This window comes from Micromonospora sp. NPDC049004, assembly GCF_040649315.1.
In the GTDB taxonomy this organism is placed as follows: domain Bacteria; phylum Actinomycetota; class Actinomycetes; order Mycobacteriales; family Micromonosporaceae; genus Micromonospora.
In genome coordinates this window covers 1-17,767 of record NZ_JBEZFG010000016.1, presented here as the reverse complement: position 1 = coordinate 17,767, position 17,767 = coordinate 1, and the positions used below count along the sequence as shown (strand labels likewise).

At 74.0% G+C, this 17,767-nt stretch carries 13 protein-coding genes and 1 pseudogene; 11 read left to right on the top strand and 3 right to left on the bottom strand.

Annotated features, from left to right (window positions below):
* Nucleotides 1-43: 43 nt before the first annotated feature.
* The 4 genes and pseudogenes from AB0B97_RS31245 to AB0B97_RS31230 form a co-directional block, all read left to right on the top strand.
* Nucleotides 44-730, top strand: a pseudogene (locus AB0B97_RS31245) (phosphoribosyl-AMP cyclohydrolase); the annotation flags it as partial.
* A 180-nt stretch (nucleotides 731-910) separates the two neighbouring features.
* The gene (gene hisI, locus AB0B97_RS31240) at nucleotides 911-1,339 is read left to right on the top strand and encodes a phosphoribosyl-AMP cyclohydrolase (protein ID WP_234588054.1); all 429 of its coding nucleotides are present in this window, start codon (nucleotides 911-913) and stop codon (nucleotides 1,337-1,339) included.
* Nucleotides 1,336-2,889 (top strand): anthranilate synthase component I, encoded by a 1,554-nt coding sequence (locus AB0B97_RS31235; protein ID WP_357498775.1) that lies wholly within the window; start codon nucleotides 1,336-1,338, stop codon nucleotides 2,887-2,889. The genes hisI and AB0B97_RS31235 overlap by 4 nt, the downstream gene beginning before the upstream one ends.
* Nucleotides 2,886-3,476 carry a Trp biosynthesis-associated membrane protein gene (locus tag AB0B97_RS31230; RefSeq protein WP_357498773.1) on the top strand — a complete coding sequence of 197 codons (591 nt, stop codon included), beginning with the start codon at nucleotides 2,886-2,888 and terminating at the stop codon, nucleotides 3,474-3,476. Before AB0B97_RS31235 ends, AB0B97_RS31230 begins: the two co-directional genes overlap by 4 nt.
* On the opposite strand, the gene AB0B97_RS31225 is transcribed toward AB0B97_RS31230, so the two are convergent.
* On the bottom strand, nucleotides 3,477-3,746 hold the full coding sequence (locus AB0B97_RS31225) for a hypothetical protein (protein ID WP_234588001.1): 270 nt from the start codon (nucleotides 3,744-3,746) through the stop codon (nucleotides 3,477-3,479).
* A 486-nt stretch (nucleotides 3,747-4,232) separates the two neighbouring features.
* Between AB0B97_RS31225 and trpC the strand changes: the two genes are divergently transcribed.
* The 3 genes from trpC to trpA are packed head-to-tail and all read left to right on the top strand — an operon-like array spanning nucleotide 4,233 to nucleotide 7,117.
* The gene (trpC, locus tag AB0B97_RS31220; protein WP_039906616.1) at nucleotides 4,233-5,036 is read left to right on the top strand and encodes an indole-3-glycerol phosphate synthase TrpC; all 804 of its coding nucleotides are present in this window, start codon (nucleotides 4,233-4,235) and stop codon (nucleotides 5,034-5,036) included.
* A gap of 37 nt (nucleotides 5,037-5,073) precedes the next feature.
* Nucleotides 5,074-6,312, top strand: coding sequence for a tryptophan synthase subunit beta (gene trpB / locus AB0B97_RS31215; protein ID WP_234588000.1), 1,239 nt, complete (start codon nucleotides 5,074-5,076; stop codon nucleotides 6,310-6,312).
* 1 nt (nucleotide 6,313) lies between these two features.
* Nucleotides 6,314-7,117 (top strand): tryptophan synthase subunit alpha, encoded by an 804-nt coding sequence (gene trpA, locus AB0B97_RS31210; protein WP_234587999.1) that lies wholly within the window; start codon nucleotides 6,314-6,316, stop codon nucleotides 7,115-7,117.
* Between the two features lie 313 nt (nucleotides 7,118-7,430).
* On the opposite strand, the gene AB0B97_RS31205 is transcribed toward trpA, so the two are convergent.
* Nucleotides 7,431-7,952 (bottom strand): NUDIX domain-containing protein, encoded by a 522-nt coding sequence (locus tag AB0B97_RS31205; protein WP_357498770.1) that lies wholly within the window; start codon nucleotides 7,950-7,952, stop codon nucleotides 7,431-7,433.
* A 101-nt stretch (nucleotides 7,953-8,053) separates the two neighbouring features.
* On the opposite strand from AB0B97_RS31205, the gene lgt reads away from it, so the two are divergent.
* Nucleotides 8,054-9,244, top strand: coding sequence for a prolipoprotein diacylglyceryl transferase (lgt, locus tag AB0B97_RS31200; RefSeq protein ID WP_357498768.1), 1,191 nt, complete (start codon nucleotides 8,054-8,056; stop codon nucleotides 9,242-9,244).
* Between the two features lie 15 nt (nucleotides 9,245-9,259).
* Nucleotides 9,260-10,447 (top strand): FAD-dependent monooxygenase, encoded by a 1,188-nt coding sequence (locus AB0B97_RS31195; RefSeq protein WP_234587996.1) that lies wholly within the window; start codon nucleotides 9,260-9,262, stop codon nucleotides 10,445-10,447.
* A 31-nt stretch (nucleotides 10,448-10,478) separates the two neighbouring features.
* Here AB0B97_RS31195 and AB0B97_RS31190 read toward each other — a convergent pair whose 3' ends face one another.
* On the bottom strand, nucleotides 10,479-11,315 hold the full coding sequence (locus AB0B97_RS31190) for a GNAT family N-acetyltransferase (protein ID WP_357498845.1): 837 nt from the start codon (nucleotides 11,313-11,315) through the stop codon (nucleotides 10,479-10,481).
* A gap of 153 nt (nucleotides 11,316-11,468) precedes the next feature.
* On the opposite strand from AB0B97_RS31190, the gene gltB reads away from it, so the two are divergent.
* Together gltB and AB0B97_RS31180 are read left to right on the top strand one after the other, a co-directional pair.
* Nucleotides 11,469-16,172, top strand: a complete 4,704-nt coding sequence (gltB, locus tag AB0B97_RS31185; protein ID WP_357498765.1) for a glutamate synthase large subunit — start codon at nucleotides 11,469-11,471, stop codon at nucleotides 16,170-16,172.
* The gene (locus tag AB0B97_RS31180) at nucleotides 16,165-17,700 is read left to right on the top strand and encodes a glutamate synthase subunit beta (protein WP_357498763.1); all 1,536 of its coding nucleotides are present in this window, start codon (nucleotides 16,165-16,167) and stop codon (nucleotides 17,698-17,700) included. The genes gltB and AB0B97_RS31180 overlap by 8 nt, the downstream gene beginning before the upstream one ends.
* Nucleotides 17,701-17,767 lie beyond the last annotated feature (67 nt).

The following is a 17,767-nucleotide window of genomic DNA, read 5'->3' as shown; positions in this document are numbered from 1 at the left end:
AACGGGCATTGCGTACTGATCGGGCGTACGGCACGATGGCGCCGTGGGTCACGCTCCGTTACCGCACAGCGGATTTCTCGAAGACTGGGCCGCGCGGTTGCGAGACGCCGCTGAGCGGCCGGTCGTCGGCATCCTGCTGCGCGGCAGTCACGCCCGACGGGCCGCCACCGCGCACAGCGACGTCGACCTCGACGTGCTGGTCGGCGGCTCCCCGTACGCCGCCCGCCGCGCGTACCTGGCCGAGACCGCCGGCCGGGTCACCCACGTCTCGGTGGCCGCCCGCGACGTCCGCTCCTGGGTGCACCGCCTCGGCGAGCCGGCCGACTGGGCGTTCGGGCTGCCGGTCACCGCGCCGGCCCGGCTGCTCTGGGCCGACCCGCACTGGCGGCCCCGGATCGACCTGCCGGTGCTCTGCCAGCCCGCCGAGCCGCCCCGGCTGGAGGAGCTGATCGCCATGCTCGGCAAGGCCGCCGCCGCCCGGGCGGCCGCCGACCGCCCCGGGGTCCGGCTCGCCGTGGCGGACCTCGCCCGGCTCTGCCCGTCGGTGCTGCGCCCGGCGAACCCGTCGGTACGGGTGTCCTCCCGACGGGCGGCGTTCGCGGCGGCCCTGGAGCTGCCGGTCGCCCCCGCCGGCTACCGGGACGACATGCTGCTCTGCCTCGGGCTGCGTCCGAGCGGCACCGGGCAGCTCTGGGCCGCCGCCGTCCGGCTGGTCGCCGGGATCCTGCCGTTGATCCGCCCGTACGCCGGGGAGATCGCCGACGCGGCCGGCGCCGACCTGGCCGACGCCCTCGTCGACGGCCGGTTGGACCGCTACGTGGCCCAGCTCGCCCGGCCCGTGGGTCACCCGCCGAACCCTCGGCGGGAGTCGTCGCCGGTGCCCGCGCCGCGTGCAGGACAATGGGCAACTGTGCCCGTACCTGACGCGCCGGTGACCGGCGTCCCCAGCGATCCGAGCGGCCCGTCGGCGTCGGCGCCGGTCCGTCCGTCCCAGCTCGATCCGGCCATCGCGGCCCGGCTGCGCCGCACCGCCGACGGTCTGGTCGCTGCCGTGGTGCGCGCCCACGACTCCGGCGAGGTGCTGATGGTCGCCTGGATGGACGACGAGGCGCTGCACCGCACCCTCACCACCGGCCGGGCCACCTACTGGTCGCGCAGCCGCCGCGAGTACTGGGTCAAGGGCGCCACCTCCGGCCACCACCAGTACGTGCGCTCGGTAGCGCTGGACTGCGACGGCGACGCGCTGCTGGTGAGCGTCGACCAGGTCGGCGCGGCCTGCCACACCGGGCACCGGACCTGCTTCTTCACCGAGCTGCCGGTGACGGGGGCGGGCACATGACCGACGGCGCAGTGAGCCCCGACCTGGCCACCTTCACCGACGTGGCCGCCCGCTGGCGCGTCGTGCCGGTCACCCGACGTCTGCTGGCCGACGCCGAAACCCCGGTGGGTGTCTACCGCAAGCTCGCCGGCGGGCCCGGCACGTTCCTGCTCGAGTCGGCCGAACAGGGCGTCGGCTCAGCGGGCATGGCCTGGTCGCGGTACTCGTTCATCGGCGTGCGCAGCAGCGCCACCCTCGTCGAGCGGGACGGGGTGGCGACCTGGCTCGGCCAGCCGCCCGCCGGGCTGCCCACCGACGGCGATCCGGTGCGGGTGCTGCGGGACACGGTGGCGGCGCTCGCCGGCCCGCTCGGGGACCCGTCCGACGGTCTGCCCCCGCTGACCGGTGGCATGGTCGGCTACCTCGGCTACGACCTCGTCCGCCGCTTCGAACGGCTGCCCGAGCTGACCGAGAACGATCTGGGCGTGCCCGAGCTGGGCATGATGCTCGCCACCGACCTGGTGGTGCTCGACCACTACGACGGCTCGGCGATCCTGGTCGCCAACGCGGTGCTGCCGCCGCTGGACACCCCGGGCCGCGACGCGCAGGTCACCGCCGCGTACCACCACGCGGTGGGCCGCCTCGACGCGATGACCACGGCGCTGTCCCGGCCCATCCCACCGATGATCTCCACGGTCGAGCGTCCACCTGCCGACGAGGTCCTCTGCCGTACGCCCGAGGGTGGCTACGTCAAGGCGGTGGAGGCCGCCAAGGAGGCGATCCGGGCCGGCGAGTGCTTCCAGATCGTGCTGTCGCAGCGCTTCGAGCGGGCGACGCACGCCGATCCGCTGGACGTCTACCGGGTGCTGCGCACCAGCAACCCCAGCCCGTACATGTACCTGCTGCGCTTCGACGGGTTCGACATCGTCGGCTCGTCGCCGGAGGCGCACCTGAAGGTCACCGCCGGCGCGGACGGGCGGCGCCGGGCGCTGCTGCATCCGATCGCCGGCACCCGGCCGCGCGGCGCCACCGCGACGGCGGACGCCGGGCTCGCCGCCGAGCTGCTCGCCGACCCCAAGGAGCGCTCCGAGCACGTGATGCTCGTCGACCTGGGCCGCAACGACCTGGGCCGGGTCTGCGAGCCCGGCAGCGTCCAGGTGCCCGAGTTCGCGACCATCGAGCGGTACAGCCACGTGATGCACATCGTCTCCACAGTGACCGGCACGCTGCGTGACGACCGTTCCGCGTTCGACGCGCTCGCCGCGACCTTCCCGGCCGGGACGCTCTCCGGCGCTCCCAAGGTGCGGGCCATGGAGATCATCGAGGAGTTGGAGCCGGTGCGCCGCGGTCTCTACGGCGGCACGGTCGGCTACTTCGGGTTCGGCGGTGACCTGGACATGGCGATCGCCATCCGGACCGCGCTGATCCGTGCCGGCCGCGCCTACGTGCAGGCCGGCGCGGGGGTGGTCGCCGATTCGGATCCGGCCGCCGAGGAGCAGGAGACCCGCGACAAGGCAGCCGCCGTGCTGGCCGCGATCGCCGCGGCGGAGACGCTGAGGCCAGCCCGATGAGCGACCGGCGAGAGACCGGCGGGGGCGTGGGGGGTCGGCGTCAGCTGACGTACGCCGTGCTGCTCTGCCTGGCGGGCGCGGCCCTGGCGCTGTGGGCGGCGACCCGGGGCTGGTCGGTCGAGGTGACCGCGCGGCCGGCGCCGCTGCCGCCGGTGCGCGAGGCCCGCACTGGTGCTGCCCTGCTGCCGTGGTTGCCGGCGCTGGCGCTGGTCACGCTGGCCGGCGGTGGCGCGGTGCTGGCCACCCGGGGCTGGGTGCGGCGCCTGCTGGGGGTGCTGCTGGGCGTTCTGGGCCTGGCGGTGGCCGCCGGTGGCGCGTACGGCCTGGTGGCCGATCTCGACGGCGGGGTGAGCCGGCAGTGGCCGGCGCTGTGCCTGCTCGGCGGTCTGCTCGCCGCCGTGGGCGGCGGGTGGACGGCGCTGCGGGGCGGCGTGTGGCCGGCGATGGGCGCCCGGTACGAGCGGCCGACGCGGACCGTCACGGAGAGTGCGCCCACGACGGTCGCCGAACCGGGCCGGATGGCCGGGCGGCGGACCACCGAGGCGTGGGACGCGTTGGACCGGGGTGAGGACCCGACGGCCGGCTGATCAGCCGACCGGCTGGCGCTCGCGCTGCGGGCGGGCCGAGGCGGCGCGGGCGGCGGTCAGTTCGGCCACCAGGCGGTCCAGTTCGGCGCGTCGGTCGGCGCGGGCCCGGTCGGCGCAGACCGCCTCCCAGGCGTTGCCGCGCGCGGTGCGCATCCGGCCCTCGCCGACGACGGCCCGCTCCAGGGTGTGCACCACGCCGACGGCGAGGGACGCCACGGTCCGGGAGATGGTGGTCAGTCCGATGCTCGGGTTCGACTCGACAATGCTCATGGTCACCCCGCACGAGGAGTTGGCGACGGTCGGGCAGGCGCGTCATCGAGTCTGCCTGAGGACGATGCTGACCGGCTGACGTTTCGCCGGGGTGACCGCCCGGTCAACTGTCCCGCCGTGCCCGCGACCTGGGACCGGCCGTTCGGCCTTGAGCTTGCTCACAGCATCGATCGGCGTCGCTGTCGTCGGGCGGCGGACCGGAAGCGGTGGCATGATCGATGGGTCGGCCCGGTTCGACCGGGGCCGCCGGGCTCCCGTCGCGTGACGGCGGTCGATACCGGAGGTGGCGCTGCGTGACATCCCGTTCACGGCAAGTCGGCCATTATGCCGCAGCCCTTTTCGTGAGCAGCGCCATACCCCCGGCTCCCGGCGTCGGTCGGCTGCCCCTAGCATCGGCCCATGACACCCGGAGAGGGGAGTCCGTTGGTGACTGCTGAGCATGCGCACGCGGAGGGGGACGACGCCGGTCAGGCAGCGTCCGTAAGCGTGCTCGACGAGATCCTGGCTGGCGTGCGCGAGGACGTCGCCCGACGCCAGGAACAGGTTCCGTTGGAACGGATCCGTGAGCTGGCCGCTGCGGCGCCGCCACCGCTGGACGCGTACGCGGCGTTGCGTAAGCCCGGCGTGGCCGTCATCGCCGAGGTCAAGCGCTCCTCGCCGTCGAAGGGCCGGCTGGCCGAGATCGCCGATCCGGCCGATCTCGCCGTCGACTACGCGGCGGGCGGGGCGCGGGCGATCAGCGTGCTGACCGAGGGGCGCTGGTTCGGCGGGTCGCTCGATGACCTGGCGGCCGTGCGGGCCGCGGTCACCGTGCCCGTGCTGCGCAAGGACTTCGTGGTCTCCAGCTACCAGGTGCACGAGGCGCGCGCGCACGGCGCCGACCTGGTCCTGCTGATCGTGGCCGCCCTCGAGCAGAACGTGCTGATGGGCCTGCTGGAGCGGATCGAGTCGCTGGGCATGACCGCGCTCGTCGAGGTCCACGACGAGGAGGAGGCCGACCGGGCCCTGGAGGCCGGTGCCCAGGTGATCGGGGTCAACGCCCGTGACCTGCGTACCCTTCAGGTGGATCGGTCGGTGTTCGAGCGGATCGCGCCGGGCCTGCCGAGCAGCGTCGTCAAGATCGCCGAGTCCGGCGTCCGCGGCCCGCACGACCTGATCCGGTACGCCTCCGCGGGCGCGGACGCGGTCCTCGTCGGCGAGGGCCTGGTCACCCAGAAGAGCCCACGCGAGGCGGTGGCCGAACTGGTCAACGCCGGCAACCACCCGGCGACGCCCCGGCCGGTGCGCTGACCCGCGCCGGTGTGACGCCCCACCGAGAGGATTTCCGATGAGCGCCGATGCGCTGGCCCCGGTGGCCGGCTCGCAGCCCGACTCCGCCGGCCACTTCGGCCGCTTCGGCGGCCGGTTCGTGCCCGAGGCCCTGGTGGCCGCGCTGGACGAGCTCGACGGGGCGTGGCGTACGGCGATCGCGGACGAGTCCTTCCGGGCCGAGTTCGGGGCGCTGCTGCGCGACTACGCGGGCACGCCGTCGCTGCTCTACGAGGCCCGGCGGTTCTCCGCGAAGGTCGGCGCGCGGGTGCTGCTCAAGCGTGAGGACCTCAACCACACCGGCGCCCACAAGGTCCGCAACGTGCTCGGCCAGGCGCTGCTCACCAAGCGGATGGGCAAGACCCGGGTGATCGCCGAGACCGGGGCGGGCCAGCACGGCGTCGCCACCGCGACCGCCGCCGCCCTGTTCGACCTGGAGTGCGTCGTCTACATGGGCGAGGTCGACACCGAGCGGCAGGCGCTCAACGTGGCCCGGATGCGCATGCTCGGCGCCACTGTCGTTCCGGTGACCACCGGCTCGCGCACCCTCAAGGACGCGATGAACGAGGCCATGCGCGACTGGGTGGCGAACGTCGACGAGACCCACTACCTGATCGGCACCGCCGCCGGGCCGCACCCGTTCCCGGCGATGGTCCGGGACTTCGTGCGGGGCATCGGCGACGAGGCCCGCCAGCAGTGCCTCGACCTGACCGGCGCGCTGCCGGACGCCGTCACCGCCTGCGTCGGCGGCGGCTCCAACGCGCTGGGCATCTTCCACGCCTTCGTTCCCGACGAGGACGTGCGGCTCTACGGCTTCGAGGCCGGCGGCGAAGGGGTGGCCACCACTCGGCACGCCGCGAGCATCACCGGCGGGTCGGCGGGTGTGCTGCACGGCGCCCGCACGTACGTGCTGCAGGACGCCGACGGGCAGACACTGGAGTCGCACTCGATCTCCGCGGGCCTGGACTACCCGGGTATCGGGCCCGAGCACGCCTGGCTGCACGACACCGGCCGGGCCAGCTACCTGCCCGTCACCGACGCCGAGGCGATGGCCGCGTTCGAGCTGCTCTGCCGCACCGAGGGGATCATTCCGGCGATCGAGAGCGCGCACGCCCTCGCCGGCACCGTCACGCTGGCTCCGAAGCTGGCCGCCGAGCTGGGCCGGGAGCCCACCATCGTGGTCAACCTCTCCGGCCGGGGCGACAAGGACGTGCACACGGCCGGGGACTACTTCGGCATCCTCGACAAGGAGCACTGAGATGAGCCGCATCGGGGTGGCCTTCGACAAGGCCCGGGCCGACGGGCGGGCCGTGCTGGTCGGCTGCATGCCGGCCGGGTTCCCGACCGTCGAGGGCAGCATCGCGGCCATGACGGCAATGGTCGAGGCCGGCGTCGACGTCATCGAGGTCGAGATTCCGTACTCGGACCCGGTGATGGACGGCCCGGTCATCCAGAAGGCCAGCGACATCGCGCTGGCCGGCGGCGTCCGTACGGCCGACGCGCTGCGCATCATCGAGGCGGTCGCGGCGACAGGTGCGCCGGTCGTCACGATGACCTACTGGAACCCCATCGAGCGGTACGGCGTGGACGTGTTCGCCCGCGACCTCGCCGCGGCCGGCGGCACCGGCCTGATCACACCTGACCTCATCCCCGACGAGGCTGCCGAGTGGCTGGCCGCCTCGGACGCGCACGGCCTGGACCGCACCTTCCTGGTGTCGCCGTCGTCCACCGACGCCCGGGTGGCGATGACCGTGGACAACTGCCGGGGCTTCGTCTACGCCACCGCCGTGATGGGGGTGACGGGCGCTCGGGCGCAGACGTCCGACGCCGCTCCGACGTTGGTCTCGCGGGTCCGCGCGGTCACCGACCTGCCGGTCGGTGTCGGCCTGGGCGTGGGCACCGGCGCGCAGGCCAGCACCGTCGCCGGGTACGCCGACGGGGTGATCGTCGGCAGCGCGCTCGTCCGTTGTGTGCTGGACGCCTCCTCCGAGGCCGAGGGGCTGGCCGCGCTGCGCACCCTCAGCGCCGAACTCGCCGAGGGCGTCCGCAACCCCGCCCGCTGAACCGCCGGGTCCCTGAACCGCCGGGTCCCCGAACCGCCGGGTCCTGAACCGCCGGGTCCTGAACCGTCGAGTTGCCATCGCCACGGCCTCGCCCGCGTCGGTCGCTCGGGCCATGGACGTGGACGTCGTCCGGCCGGTGCAACGGACGGCATGAGCGCCGGGCCTGCGCTGTCGCCGAAGAGCCGTATACCTGTGAGTCATTTTTATGACTCACAGGTATACGGCCTTTTCGCGGATGTGCTCCCCAGGCGCTGGCAGCATCGCCTCGCGACCCCGCTGGTCCGGACGGGCTGAGTGCGGCGGGAGAGCCGGGTCAGGGCAGAAGGGACGGGTCGGCTGTCGGCTCGCCGCGTTGCTCCGGCGGCTGACCCGCCCCAGACCGCTCATCGCGGGAGACGCGGCGCAGGACGCCGGAGCGGCCGGCGAGCCCGTCGGTGACGGCAGCCCGGGTCAGCGGGGTGACGGCCTCGGGCAGCGCGTCGGGGGCGTGCCAGGACAGCCGGCAGCCCGGCGGCGGGTCGGCGCTGGGCCGGCCCTCGGTGACACGCGCGCGGAACACGTGCACCAGGATGTCCGGCAGCGGCCCGGCCCGACCGGCCCGTGCGTGCGTCGTCGGGCCGTCGAGGTGGTAGACGCCCACCAGGTCGACCAGGTCGATCTCCCAGCCCGTCTCGGCGCGGATGTCGCGCAGCGCCGCCCGCACCGGGCTCTCCGCCGGGCGCAGCCGGCCGCCGGGCAACGCGTACCGGCGCTGGCCCCGGCCCTGGCGGCAGAGCAGCACCCGGCCGGCGTCGTCGGTGACGACAGCGGCGACCGCCCAGGTGAGCACGCCCATGGACAAAGAGCGTACGGCGGCGCAAACCAGAAGTCATCGGGATCCGCGCGCGCCGGCCCGGGGTGCCGCTGCGGGGGTGCGCAGCGGTAGCGTGTGCACCCGTGACCAACGCCTCGCTGTCCCCCCAGGCGGCCCTGCCCAGTCCCAGCACCGCGGTGTGGCAGCTCGGGCCGGTTCCGATCCGGGCGTACGCGCTGTGCATCATCGCCGGCATCGTGCTGGCCTGCTGGGTGACCGAACGTCGCCTGCGTCAGCGCGGCGTCGCGCCCGGCGCGGTGCTCGACATCGCCGTCTGGGCGGTGCCGGCGGGCATCATCGGCGCGCGGATCTACCACGTGATCACCTCTCCGGAGAAGTACTTCGGCGCCGGTGGCGAACCGTTGAAGGCGTTCGCCATCTGGGAGGGTGGTCTCGGCATCTGGGGCGCCGTCGCCGGTGGGGCGGTCGGCGCGTGGATCGCCGCCCGCCAGCTGGGCATCCCGTTCAGCGTGGTGGCCGACGCGCTCGCGCCCGGGCTGCCGCTGGCCCAGGCCGTCGGGCGGCTCGGCAACTGGTTCAACAACGAGCTGTTCGGTGGTCGTACGACGCTGCCGTGGGGCCTGGAGATCCACCGGATGGACCCGGACAACCCGGGGCACTCGCTGCGGGACGACGCCGGGCAGCCGATCCTCGAACCCGGCCTCTACCACCCGACGTTCCTCTACGAGGCGCTGTGGAACCTCGGCGTGGTCGCGCTGGTCCTCATCCTGGACCGGCGGTTGCGGCTCGGGCGGGGCCGGGCGTTCGCGCTGTACGTGATGGGTTACACCGCCGGCCGGTTCTGGATCGAGCTGATGCGCACCGACGAGGCGAACCAGATCTTCGGCGTACGACTCAACGTCTGGACGGCCGCGCTGGTCTTCCTCGGCGCGTTGATCTACTTCGTGCGGGTCCGCGGCCCCCGGGAGTACCTGATCCCGATCGGCCCGGCGGGCACCCCCACGCCGCCCACCACCTCCGACGTGTCCCAGGTCGACCTCTCCGAGGGCCAGACCAGCGCGCGTGCCGCCGCGCCGGAGGGTTACCGGGTGGTCAGCGAGGAGCAGTACGACACCTGGCGGGACACCGGCGTGGCGCCGCCGGAGGCGGACGACGAGGCACGCCCCGAGGGCGCCGAGCCGCTCGACGCCGAGGCGACCGGCGACGAGGCGGCCCGCGCCCGCGCCGACGAGCCGGTGGATGACACGCCCGAGGCGCGCGACGAGGACCGGGCCGACGTCTCCGGCGTGCGCCCCGCCGACCGGGACAGCTGAGCGGGGGCGGCACCGATGCGAAGCGCGGTGGTGGTCGGCGCCGGGGTCGGAGGCCTCGCGGTCGCCGGGGCGCTGGCCCGGTCCGGTTGGCAGGTCACCCTGCTGGACCGCGCCGAGCGGGTCCGCCCCGAGCCGACCGCCGTGGTGCTCTGGCCCAACGGCGTCCGCGCGTTGCAGGCCCTCGGTCTCGGCGCCGGCCTGGCCGCCATCGCGACCCCGCTGCCCGACGGTGGGGTCCGCCGCCCGGACGGGCACTGGCTGGTGCAACCCCGGCCGACTCCGGCCGACCGGATGCCGGTGGTGGTGCACCGGGAGGATCTGCACGACGCGTTGATCGCCGGCCTCGGTGACCGGGTCGAGCTGCGTACCGGGGTGACCGTTCGGCACGTTCGTGTCGAGCCGGGCGAACGCCCGGGTGTGAGCGACGGACGGCACACCATCGAGGCCGACCTGGTGGTCGCCGCGGACGGCACGGACAGCGTCATCCGTCGCCAACTGGCCCCCGAGTCCGGCGTGGTCAGCTCCGGCTGTGCGGCCTGGCGGGCTGTCATCCCCTGGTACCGGGCGCCTCGGCTGCCCGCCGACCAGCCGATCGCCGGCGAGGTCCTCGGCGCGGGCTACCGGTTCGTGGCCGCCTCGTTGGGCGAGCGTGGCTCATCGGGTGGTTCCAGCCGGGGTGGCATCTACTGGGTGGCCACCGCCGCCGGCGCTCCCCGCCCCGAGCCGCCGGAGACCCAGCTCGCCCTCCTGCGCCGCTGGTACGCCGGCTGGCCGGCGCCGATCGCCGCGCTGCTCGACGCCACCGACCCGAGCGACCTGGTGCAGCAGGAGGTCCGTGAGCTGCGCCCGCTGCCCCGCGCCTACGGCTTCGGAGTCGGGCCGGGCGGGGTGGTACTGCTCGGTGACGCGGCGCACGCCATGCCGCCGCACCTCGGCCAGGGCGCCTGCCTCGCGTTCGAGGACGCCGCGACGCTCGCCTCGCTGCTGCGCGAGGCCCGCCTGCCCGACGCCGTGCAGACGTACGACCGGGTGCGCCGTCCCCGGGCGGCGACAGTGGTCCGCCAGACCCGGCGCATGTCGGCGGTACTCCAGACCCGGGGCCGGTTGGCGCTGCGCGCCCGCGACGCGGCGCTCGGCACCATCAACTCGCGGCTGCTCTCCAGCGCCGCCGCCTCGGCGGCGCAGTGGCGTCCGCCGGCCTGACCGTCCGCGAGGCTGCGGGAAACCGGGCGGTTCAGGGGATCAGGGCGGCGGGTTCGGCGATGCAGGCGGTGCCGATGCGGCGGAAGCCGACCCGCAGGTAGACCCGTGCGATCTCCTCGCTGCCCGCGGAGAGGAAGACGAGGCCGGTGCCGGCGGCGAGCAGTTCGCGGGCGAGGGTGGCGGTCAGGGCGGCGCCCAGGCCGCGCCGGCGGGCGGCCGGCAGGGTGGCTACTCCGGCGATCTCCGCGACGTCGTCCACCCGCATCGCCATGCCGCTGGCCAGCGCGCCCTCGGTCGGCGTGCCGGCCAGCGCGGAGATCCGCCGGCCGTCGGCGATCCGGACCCGCTCCTCGTCCAGCGCGGCGAGCTCCAACTCGGTGACCGCCGCGTCGCGCTCGGCCGGGCCGGCCGCACCGGGCTCGGTGCCGGCGGCGCCGAACGCCACGGCCGCCACCGCCCGCCGGGCGGCCACGTCGGCGGCGAAGTCGGGCGAGTCCGCGGCCAGCACCCGCACGGGTACGTCGGAGAGCGTCGCCGGGTCGGCCAACGCGGCCTCATCGAGGACCATCAGCGGGGCCTCCAGCACGTTCAGCCCCGCCGAGCGGGCCACCGCCAGCAGCTCCGGAGTCGTCTCGTGCACCCACTCGAAGGCCTCCGGCAGGCCCAGTTCCCGCTGGCGCTCCCGCACCGATGTCACGTCGGCCAGGGACGGCGGCTCGGCGGCGCCGATCCGGGGCCGGGCGTAGAACGGCCAGCCGGCGCCCTCGCGGACGAACAGCACCAACCCGCCGTGTTCCTCGGCACCGGCGACGTCGCGGGGCACCGCGTCGTAGAAACGCTCCAACCGGTCGAAGATGTCCTTGTGCACCGAATCCACCGCGCGAGACTACACGTCCCAGACTCTGGACGGTGTGATCAATCTTGAGTGGCCTTGCGCCCCCAGCCCTAACGTAGACTCAATAGACCCACGGGCCGACGTCGTCCCCACCATGATCCAACCTGAGTGACGACAGGAGGCCCGGTGGCTCAGCCGTACGCGGATTCGACACAGCCGCACCCCCACAGCCCACAGGCGTCCCCGACGCCCGGCCCCCATCCGCCCGCCCAGGGCCTCTACGACCCGGCGCAGGAGCACGACGCCTGCGGGGTGGCCTTCGTCGCGGACATGCACGGCCGACGGTCCCACGCGGTCGTCGCCAACGGGCTCGGTGCGCTCTGCCGCCTGGACCACCGGGGCGCCCGCGGCGCGGAACCCAACACCGGTGACGGCGCGGGCATCATGATCCAGGTCCCGGACGCGTTCCTGCGGGCGGTCGCCGATGTCACACTGCCGCCGGCCGGCGAGTACGCCACGGGCCTGGTGTTCCTGCCCGACGACGACGCCGCCGAGGCCCGTGCCCGCCGGGTGGTCGAGAAGTACGCGCTGGTCGAGGGCGCCGACGTGCTCGGTTGGCGGGACGTGCCGATCGAGCCGCAGGGGCTCGGCGACACCGCCCTGGCGGCCATGCCCCGGGTGCGGCAGGTCTTCGTGGCCGCCCACCGCCTCACCGACTCGCCCGCCGGGCCCGCCGGTTCCGCCCTGAGCGGCATCGACCTGGACCGGGTGGCCTTCTGCCTGCGCAAGCAGGCCGAGCGCGAGACCGCCGAGCGGGGCGTGCCGGCGTACTTCCCGTCGCTGTCCAGCCGCACGATGGTCTACAAGGGCATGCTCACGCCCGACCAGCTGCCGGCGTTCTATCCGGATCTGCGCGACGAGCGGGTGGAGAGCGCGATCGCGCTGGTGCACTCCCGTTTCTCCACCAACACCTTCCCGTCCTGGCCGCTGGCGCACCCGTACCGGTTCATCGCCCACAACGGCGAGATCAACACGATCCGGGGCAACCGCAACTGGATGCAGGCCCGCGAGGCGCTCCTGCGTTCGCCGAACGTGCCGGGCAACATCCGGCGCGTCTTCCCGGTCTGCACCCCCGCCGCCTCCGACTCGGCGAACTTCGACGAGGTACTGGAGCTGCTGCACCTGGCCGGGCGGAGCCTGCCGCACGCGGTCCTCATGATGATCCCGGAGGCCTGGGAGAACGACCCCGGGATGGATCCGGCCAAGCGCGCGTTCTACCGCTTCCACGCCAGCCTGATGGAGCCGTGGGACGGTCCGGCGTCGGTGGCCTTCACCGACGGCGAGATCGTCGGCGCGGTGCTGGACCGCAACGGGCTGCGCCCGGGGCGCTGGTGGCAGACCGACGACGGTCTCGTGGTGCTCGGCTCCGAGGCGGGCGTGCTGGACCTCGACCCCGCCCACGTGGTCGCGAAGGGGCGGCTCCAGCCGGGCCGGATGTTCCTGGTCGACACGGTGGCCGGGCGGATCGTGCACGACGACGAGATCAAGTCCGAGTTGGCCGCCGCACAGCCGTACGGCGAGTGGCTGCACGCCGGGCTGATCGAGCTGGACGATCTGCCGCCGCGTGAGCACACCGTCTACACCCACGACTCGGTGCGCCGCCGCCAGCAGACCTTCGGCTACACCGAGGAGGAGCTGAAGGTCCTGCTCGCGCCGATGGCGCGTACCGGCGCGGAGCCGCTGGGCTCGATGGGCACGGACACCCCGATCTCGCCCCTGTCCACCCGCCCGCGGCTGCTCTACGACTACTTCCACCAGCTCTTCGCACAGGTCACCAACCCACCGCTGGACGCCATCCGCGAGGAGCTGGTGACCAGCCTGGCGTCGACGATCGGGCCGGAGGGCAACCTGCTCGACCCGGGCGCGGCGAGCTGCCGGCAGATCGTGCTGCCGCATCCGATCATCGACAACGACGAGCTGGCGAAGATCCTCTCCATCGACGAGGACGGCGACCTGCCCGGCTTCAAGGCGGTGCGGGTCTCCGGGCTGTACCGCATCCGCGAGGGCGCCGCCGGGATCAAGGCCCGGCTGACCGAGATCTGCCGGCACGTCTCCGAGGCCATCGAGGACGGCGTCCGCATCCTGGTGCTCTCCGACCGGGACTCCAACGCCGATCTCGCGCCGATCCCGTCGCTGCTGCTCACCGCCGCCGTGCACCAGCACCTGGTGCGGGAGCAGACCCGCACCCAGGCAGCGCTGATCGTGGAGTCCGGCGACTGCCGGGAGGTGCACCACGCGGCGGTCCTGATCGGGTACGGCGCGGCGGCGGTCAACCCGTACCTGGCGTTCGAGTCCGTGGAGGACATGATCACCACGGGTGCGCTGGCCGGCGTGCAGCCCGCTGCCGCGGTGCGCAACTACGCCAAGGCGCTCGGCAAGGGCGTCCTGAAGATCATGTCGAAGATGGGCATCTCGACGGTCTCGTCGTACTGCGGTGCGCAGGTCTTCGAGGCGGTCGGGCTGGACACCCGGCTGATCGACCGCTACTTCCGGGGCACCCCGAGCCGGATCGGCGGCGTCGGACTGGCCGGTGTGCACGCCGAGGTGGCCGCCCGGCACGCGCTGGCCTGGCCGCCGGCCGGCACCGCCGGCTCCGACCGACTCGAGGTCGGCGGCGAGTACCAGTGGCGCCGCGAGGGTGAGCTGCACCTGTTCAACCCGGAGACGGTCTTCCTGCTCCAGCACGCCACCCGCAGCCGGCAGTACGACGTCTTCCGCCAGTACACGGCCAAGGTCGACGCGCTCGCCGCGCAGGCCGGCTCGCTGCGTGGGCTGTTCACCCTGCGCACCGGCGTCCGTCCGGCGGTGCCGATCGAGGAGGTTGAGCCGGCCACCGAGATCGTCAAGCGCTTCGCCACCGGCGCCATGTCGTACGGCTCGATCTCGGCCGAGGCGCACGAGACGCTGGCCATCGCGATGAACCGCCTCGGCGGCAAGTCCAACACCGGCGAGGGCGGCGAGGACGTCGATCGGCTGCACGACCCGCTGCGGCGCTCCTCGGTCAAGCAGATCGCCAGCGGCCGGTTCGGTGTCACCAGCGAATACCTGGTCAACGCCGACGACCTGCAGATCAAGATGGCCCAGGGCGCAAAGCCCGGCGAGGGCGGCCAGCTGCCCGGCAACAAGGTGTGGCCGTGGATCGCGCGGACCCGGCACGCCACTCCCGGCGTCGGTCTGATCTCGCCGCCGCCGCACCACGACATCTACTCCATCGAGGACCTGGCCCAGCTCGTGCACGACCTGAAGTGCGTCAACCCGGCCGCCCGGGTGCACGTCAAGCTGGTCAGCGAGGTGGGTGTGGGCACCGTCGCCGCCGGTGTGGCCAAGCTCAAGGCCGACGTCATCCTGATCTCCGGCCACGACGGCGGCACGGGCGCGTCCCCGATGAACTCGCTCAAGCACGCCGGCACCCCGTGGGAGCTGGGGCTGGCCGAGGCGCAGCAGACGCTGCTGCTCAACAAGCTGCGTGACCGGGTGACCGTGCAGGTCGACGGCCAGCTCAAGACCGGCCGGGACGTGCTGATCGCGGCGCTGCTCGGCGCGGAGGAGTTCGGCTTCGCGACCGCGCCGCTGATCGTCTCGGGCTGCGTGATGATGCGGGTCTGCCACCTGGACACCTGCCCGGTAGGCATCGCGACCCAGAACCCGGTGCTGCGTGAGCGGTACACGGGCACGCCGGAGTTCGTGGAGAACTTCTTCCTGTTCCTCGCCGAGGAGGTCCGGGGCTACCTGGCCGAGCTGGGCTTCAGGTCCATCGAGGAGGCCATCGGGCAGACCGAACTGCTCGACGTGGCCCCGGCGGTGTCGCACTGGAAGGCGCACGGGCTCGATCTGGCACCCGTCCTGCACCTGCCGGAACTGCCCGCCGGCGCTGCCCGGCGCGGGGTGCGCGCCCAGGACCACGGCCTGGAGCAGGCGCTCGACAACGAGCTGATCGCGCTGGCCCGTCCGGCCTTGACGGAGGGGTCGCCGGTCCGCGTCGAGGTCGCGGTGCGCAACGAGCACCGCAGCGTCGGCGCGATGCTCGGCGGCGAGGTGACCCGCCGCTTCGGCGGGGGCGGCCTTCCGGACGACACCGTCGAGTTCGTGCTGCACGGCACCGCCGGGCAGTCGTTCGGCGCGTTCCTGCCGCGCGGGGTGACCCTGCGTCTGCACGGCGACGCCAACGACTACGTGGGCAAGGGCCTCTCCGGGGGCCGGCTCATCGTCCGTCCGGACGCCGCCGCGCCGTTCCTCGACCCCGATGCCGAGCCGGGGCAGCGTGCGGAGGATCAGATCATCGCCGGCAACACCATCCTGTACGGCGCCACGGCGGGCGAGGTCTTCCTGCGCGGCCGGGTGGGGGAGCGGTTCGCGGTCCGCAACTCCGGCGCGATCGCCGTCGTCGAGGGCGTCGGTGACCACGGCTGCGAGTACATGACCGGCGGCACGGTGGTGGTGCTCGGCGCGACCGGCCGCAACTTCGCCGCCGGCATGTCCGGCGGGACGGCGTTCGTGCACCTGTTGGACCGTGCCCGGGTCAACACGGAACTGGTCGACCTCGCGCCACTGGGCGAGCAGGAGCAGGCGCTGCTGCACGAGCTGGTGCAGCGACACGTGGCCGAGACCGGGTCGGCGGTCGCCGAGGACCTGCTCAAGCGCTGGCCGGAAGCGGTGTCCGAGTTCACCGCAGTGGTACCCCGCGACTACCGCCGGGTGCTGGAGATCATGCGGGCCGCCGAAGCAGCCGGCCGCGACGTCGACGACGCGGTGATGGGCGCCCTCAGCGCGCCCATCGCGCCGGTGCCGCCCGCCCCGCGGGTGGCTGCCCAGGAGGTGGCACGTGCCTGACCCGAACGGTTTCCTGCGCTACGACCGGCGGCTGCCGGCCCGCCGCCCGGTGCCGGTGCGGATCAGTGACTGGCGGGAGGTGTACCCGCCGGCCGGCGAGGAGCTCATCCGCGAGCAGGCCACGCGGTGCATGGACTGCGGCATCCCGTTCTGCCACGACGGCTGCCCGCTGGGCAATCGCATCCCGGACTGGAACGACCTGGTCCGCACCGGCAACTGGGACGCCGCGGTGGAGTCGTTGCACGCCACCAACAACTTCCCGGAGTTCACCGGCCGGCTCTGCCCGGCGCCCTGTGAGGCGGCCTGCGTGCTGGGTATCGCCGGCGGCCAGCCGGTCACCATCAAGCAGGTCGAGGTGGAGATCGCCGACGCGGCAGCGGCGCGCGGGTTCACCCCGCGCCCGGTGCCGGCGCCGTCGGGCCGGTCGGTCGCCGTGGTCGGTTCCGGGCCCGCCGGTCTGGCCGCCGCCCAGCAACTGGCCCGCGCCGGTCACGCCGTGACGGTGTACGAGCGCGACGACGCGATCGGCGGCCTGCTCCGGTACGGCATCCCCGACTTCAAGTTGGAGAAGCGGCACATCGACGCCCGGTTGGCGCAGCTCGCGGCGGAGGGGGTGCGCTTCCGTACCGGTGTGAACGTCGGCGTCGACGTCACCGCCGAGCAGTTGCGCACGGAACACGACGCGGTGCTGTTGACCTGCGGGGCCTTGCAGGGCCGGGACACCCCGGAGACCCCGGGCCGGGCGCTGCGGGGCGTACACCAGGCGATGGCGCACCTGGTCGCGGCGAATCGCGCGGTCGCCACGGCGGCCGGCGGCGGGCCTGGCGTGGCGGTCACCGGCGAGGGCCGGGCGGCCCGCGCGGTGCTGCCGGACGGCACCCCGATCGACGCGGCCGGCAAGCACGTGGTGATCATCGGCGGCGGTGACACGGCGGCCGACTGCCTCGGTGTCGCCCACCGGCAGGGCGCTGCCGGCGTGCATCAGCTCGACCTGTACCCGCAGCCGCCGGGCGAGCGCGACGAGGCTCGGGATCCGTGGCCGACGTGGCCGTGGGTCCTGCGCAGCTACCCGGCCCACGAGGAGGGTGGCGAGCGGGTCTTCGCCGTGGCCGTGCAGGAGTTCGTGGACGACGGCACCGGTCAGGTGCGCGCGGTGCGGATCGCCGAGGTGACCGTCGAGAAGCGCGACGGCCGGCGGATGGTCACCGTCGTCCCGGGCTCCGAGCGGGAGCTGCCGGCGGACCTGGTGCTGTTGGCGATCGGTTTCGAGGGCACGGAGCAGCAGCCGCTGCTGGAGCAGTTCGGGGTGACCCGCAACCCGCGGGGGGCGATCGACGCCCGCGACGACTGGCAGACCGCCGCCGACGGCGTGTTCGTCGCCGGTGACATGCACCGGGGCGCCTCGCTGATCGTGTGGGCCATCGCCGAGGGGCGCGCGGCGGCCGCCGCGATCCACGGTTACCTGGGTGGCGCCGGCGCGCTGCCGGCGCCGGTCGGTCCGGCCGCGCAGCCGCTCGCCGTTCGCTGAGGAGTTCCCGGCACCGTCCGGGCGGGGGGGGGGATAGCAGGCCCCCCCGGCCGCCCGCGCGGGGGGC

Excerpts from the sequence above, each read along its gene's own strand:
- AB0B97_RS31225 (WP_234588001.1), bottom strand. The coding sequence starts at position 3,746 with ATGAGCATTGTCGAGTCGAACCCGAGCATCGGACTGACCACCATCTCC.
- AB0B97_RS31235 (WP_357498775.1), top strand. The coding sequence starts at position 1,336 with ATGACCGACGGCGCAGTGAGCCCCGACCTGGCCACCTTCACCGACGTG.
- trpB (WP_234588000.1), top strand. The coding sequence starts at position 5,074 with ATGAGCGCCGATGCGCTGGCCCCGGTGGCCGGCTCGCAGCCCGACTCC.
- trpA (WP_234587999.1), top strand. The coding sequence starts at position 6,314 with ATGAGCCGCATCGGGGTGGCCTTCGACAAGGCCCGGGCCGACGGGCGG.
- AB0B97_RS31195 (WP_234587996.1), top strand. The coding sequence starts at position 9,260 with ATGCGAAGCGCGGTGGTGGTCGGCGCCGGGGTCGGAGGCCTCGCGGTC.
- AB0B97_RS31230 (WP_357498773.1), top strand. The coding sequence starts at position 2,886 with ATGAGCGACCGGCGAGAGACCGGCGGGGGCGTGGGGGGTCGGCGTCAG.
- AB0B97_RS31205 (WP_357498770.1), bottom strand. The coding sequence starts at position 7,952 with ATGGGCGTGCTCACCTGGGCGGTCGCCGCTGTCGTCACCGACGACGCC.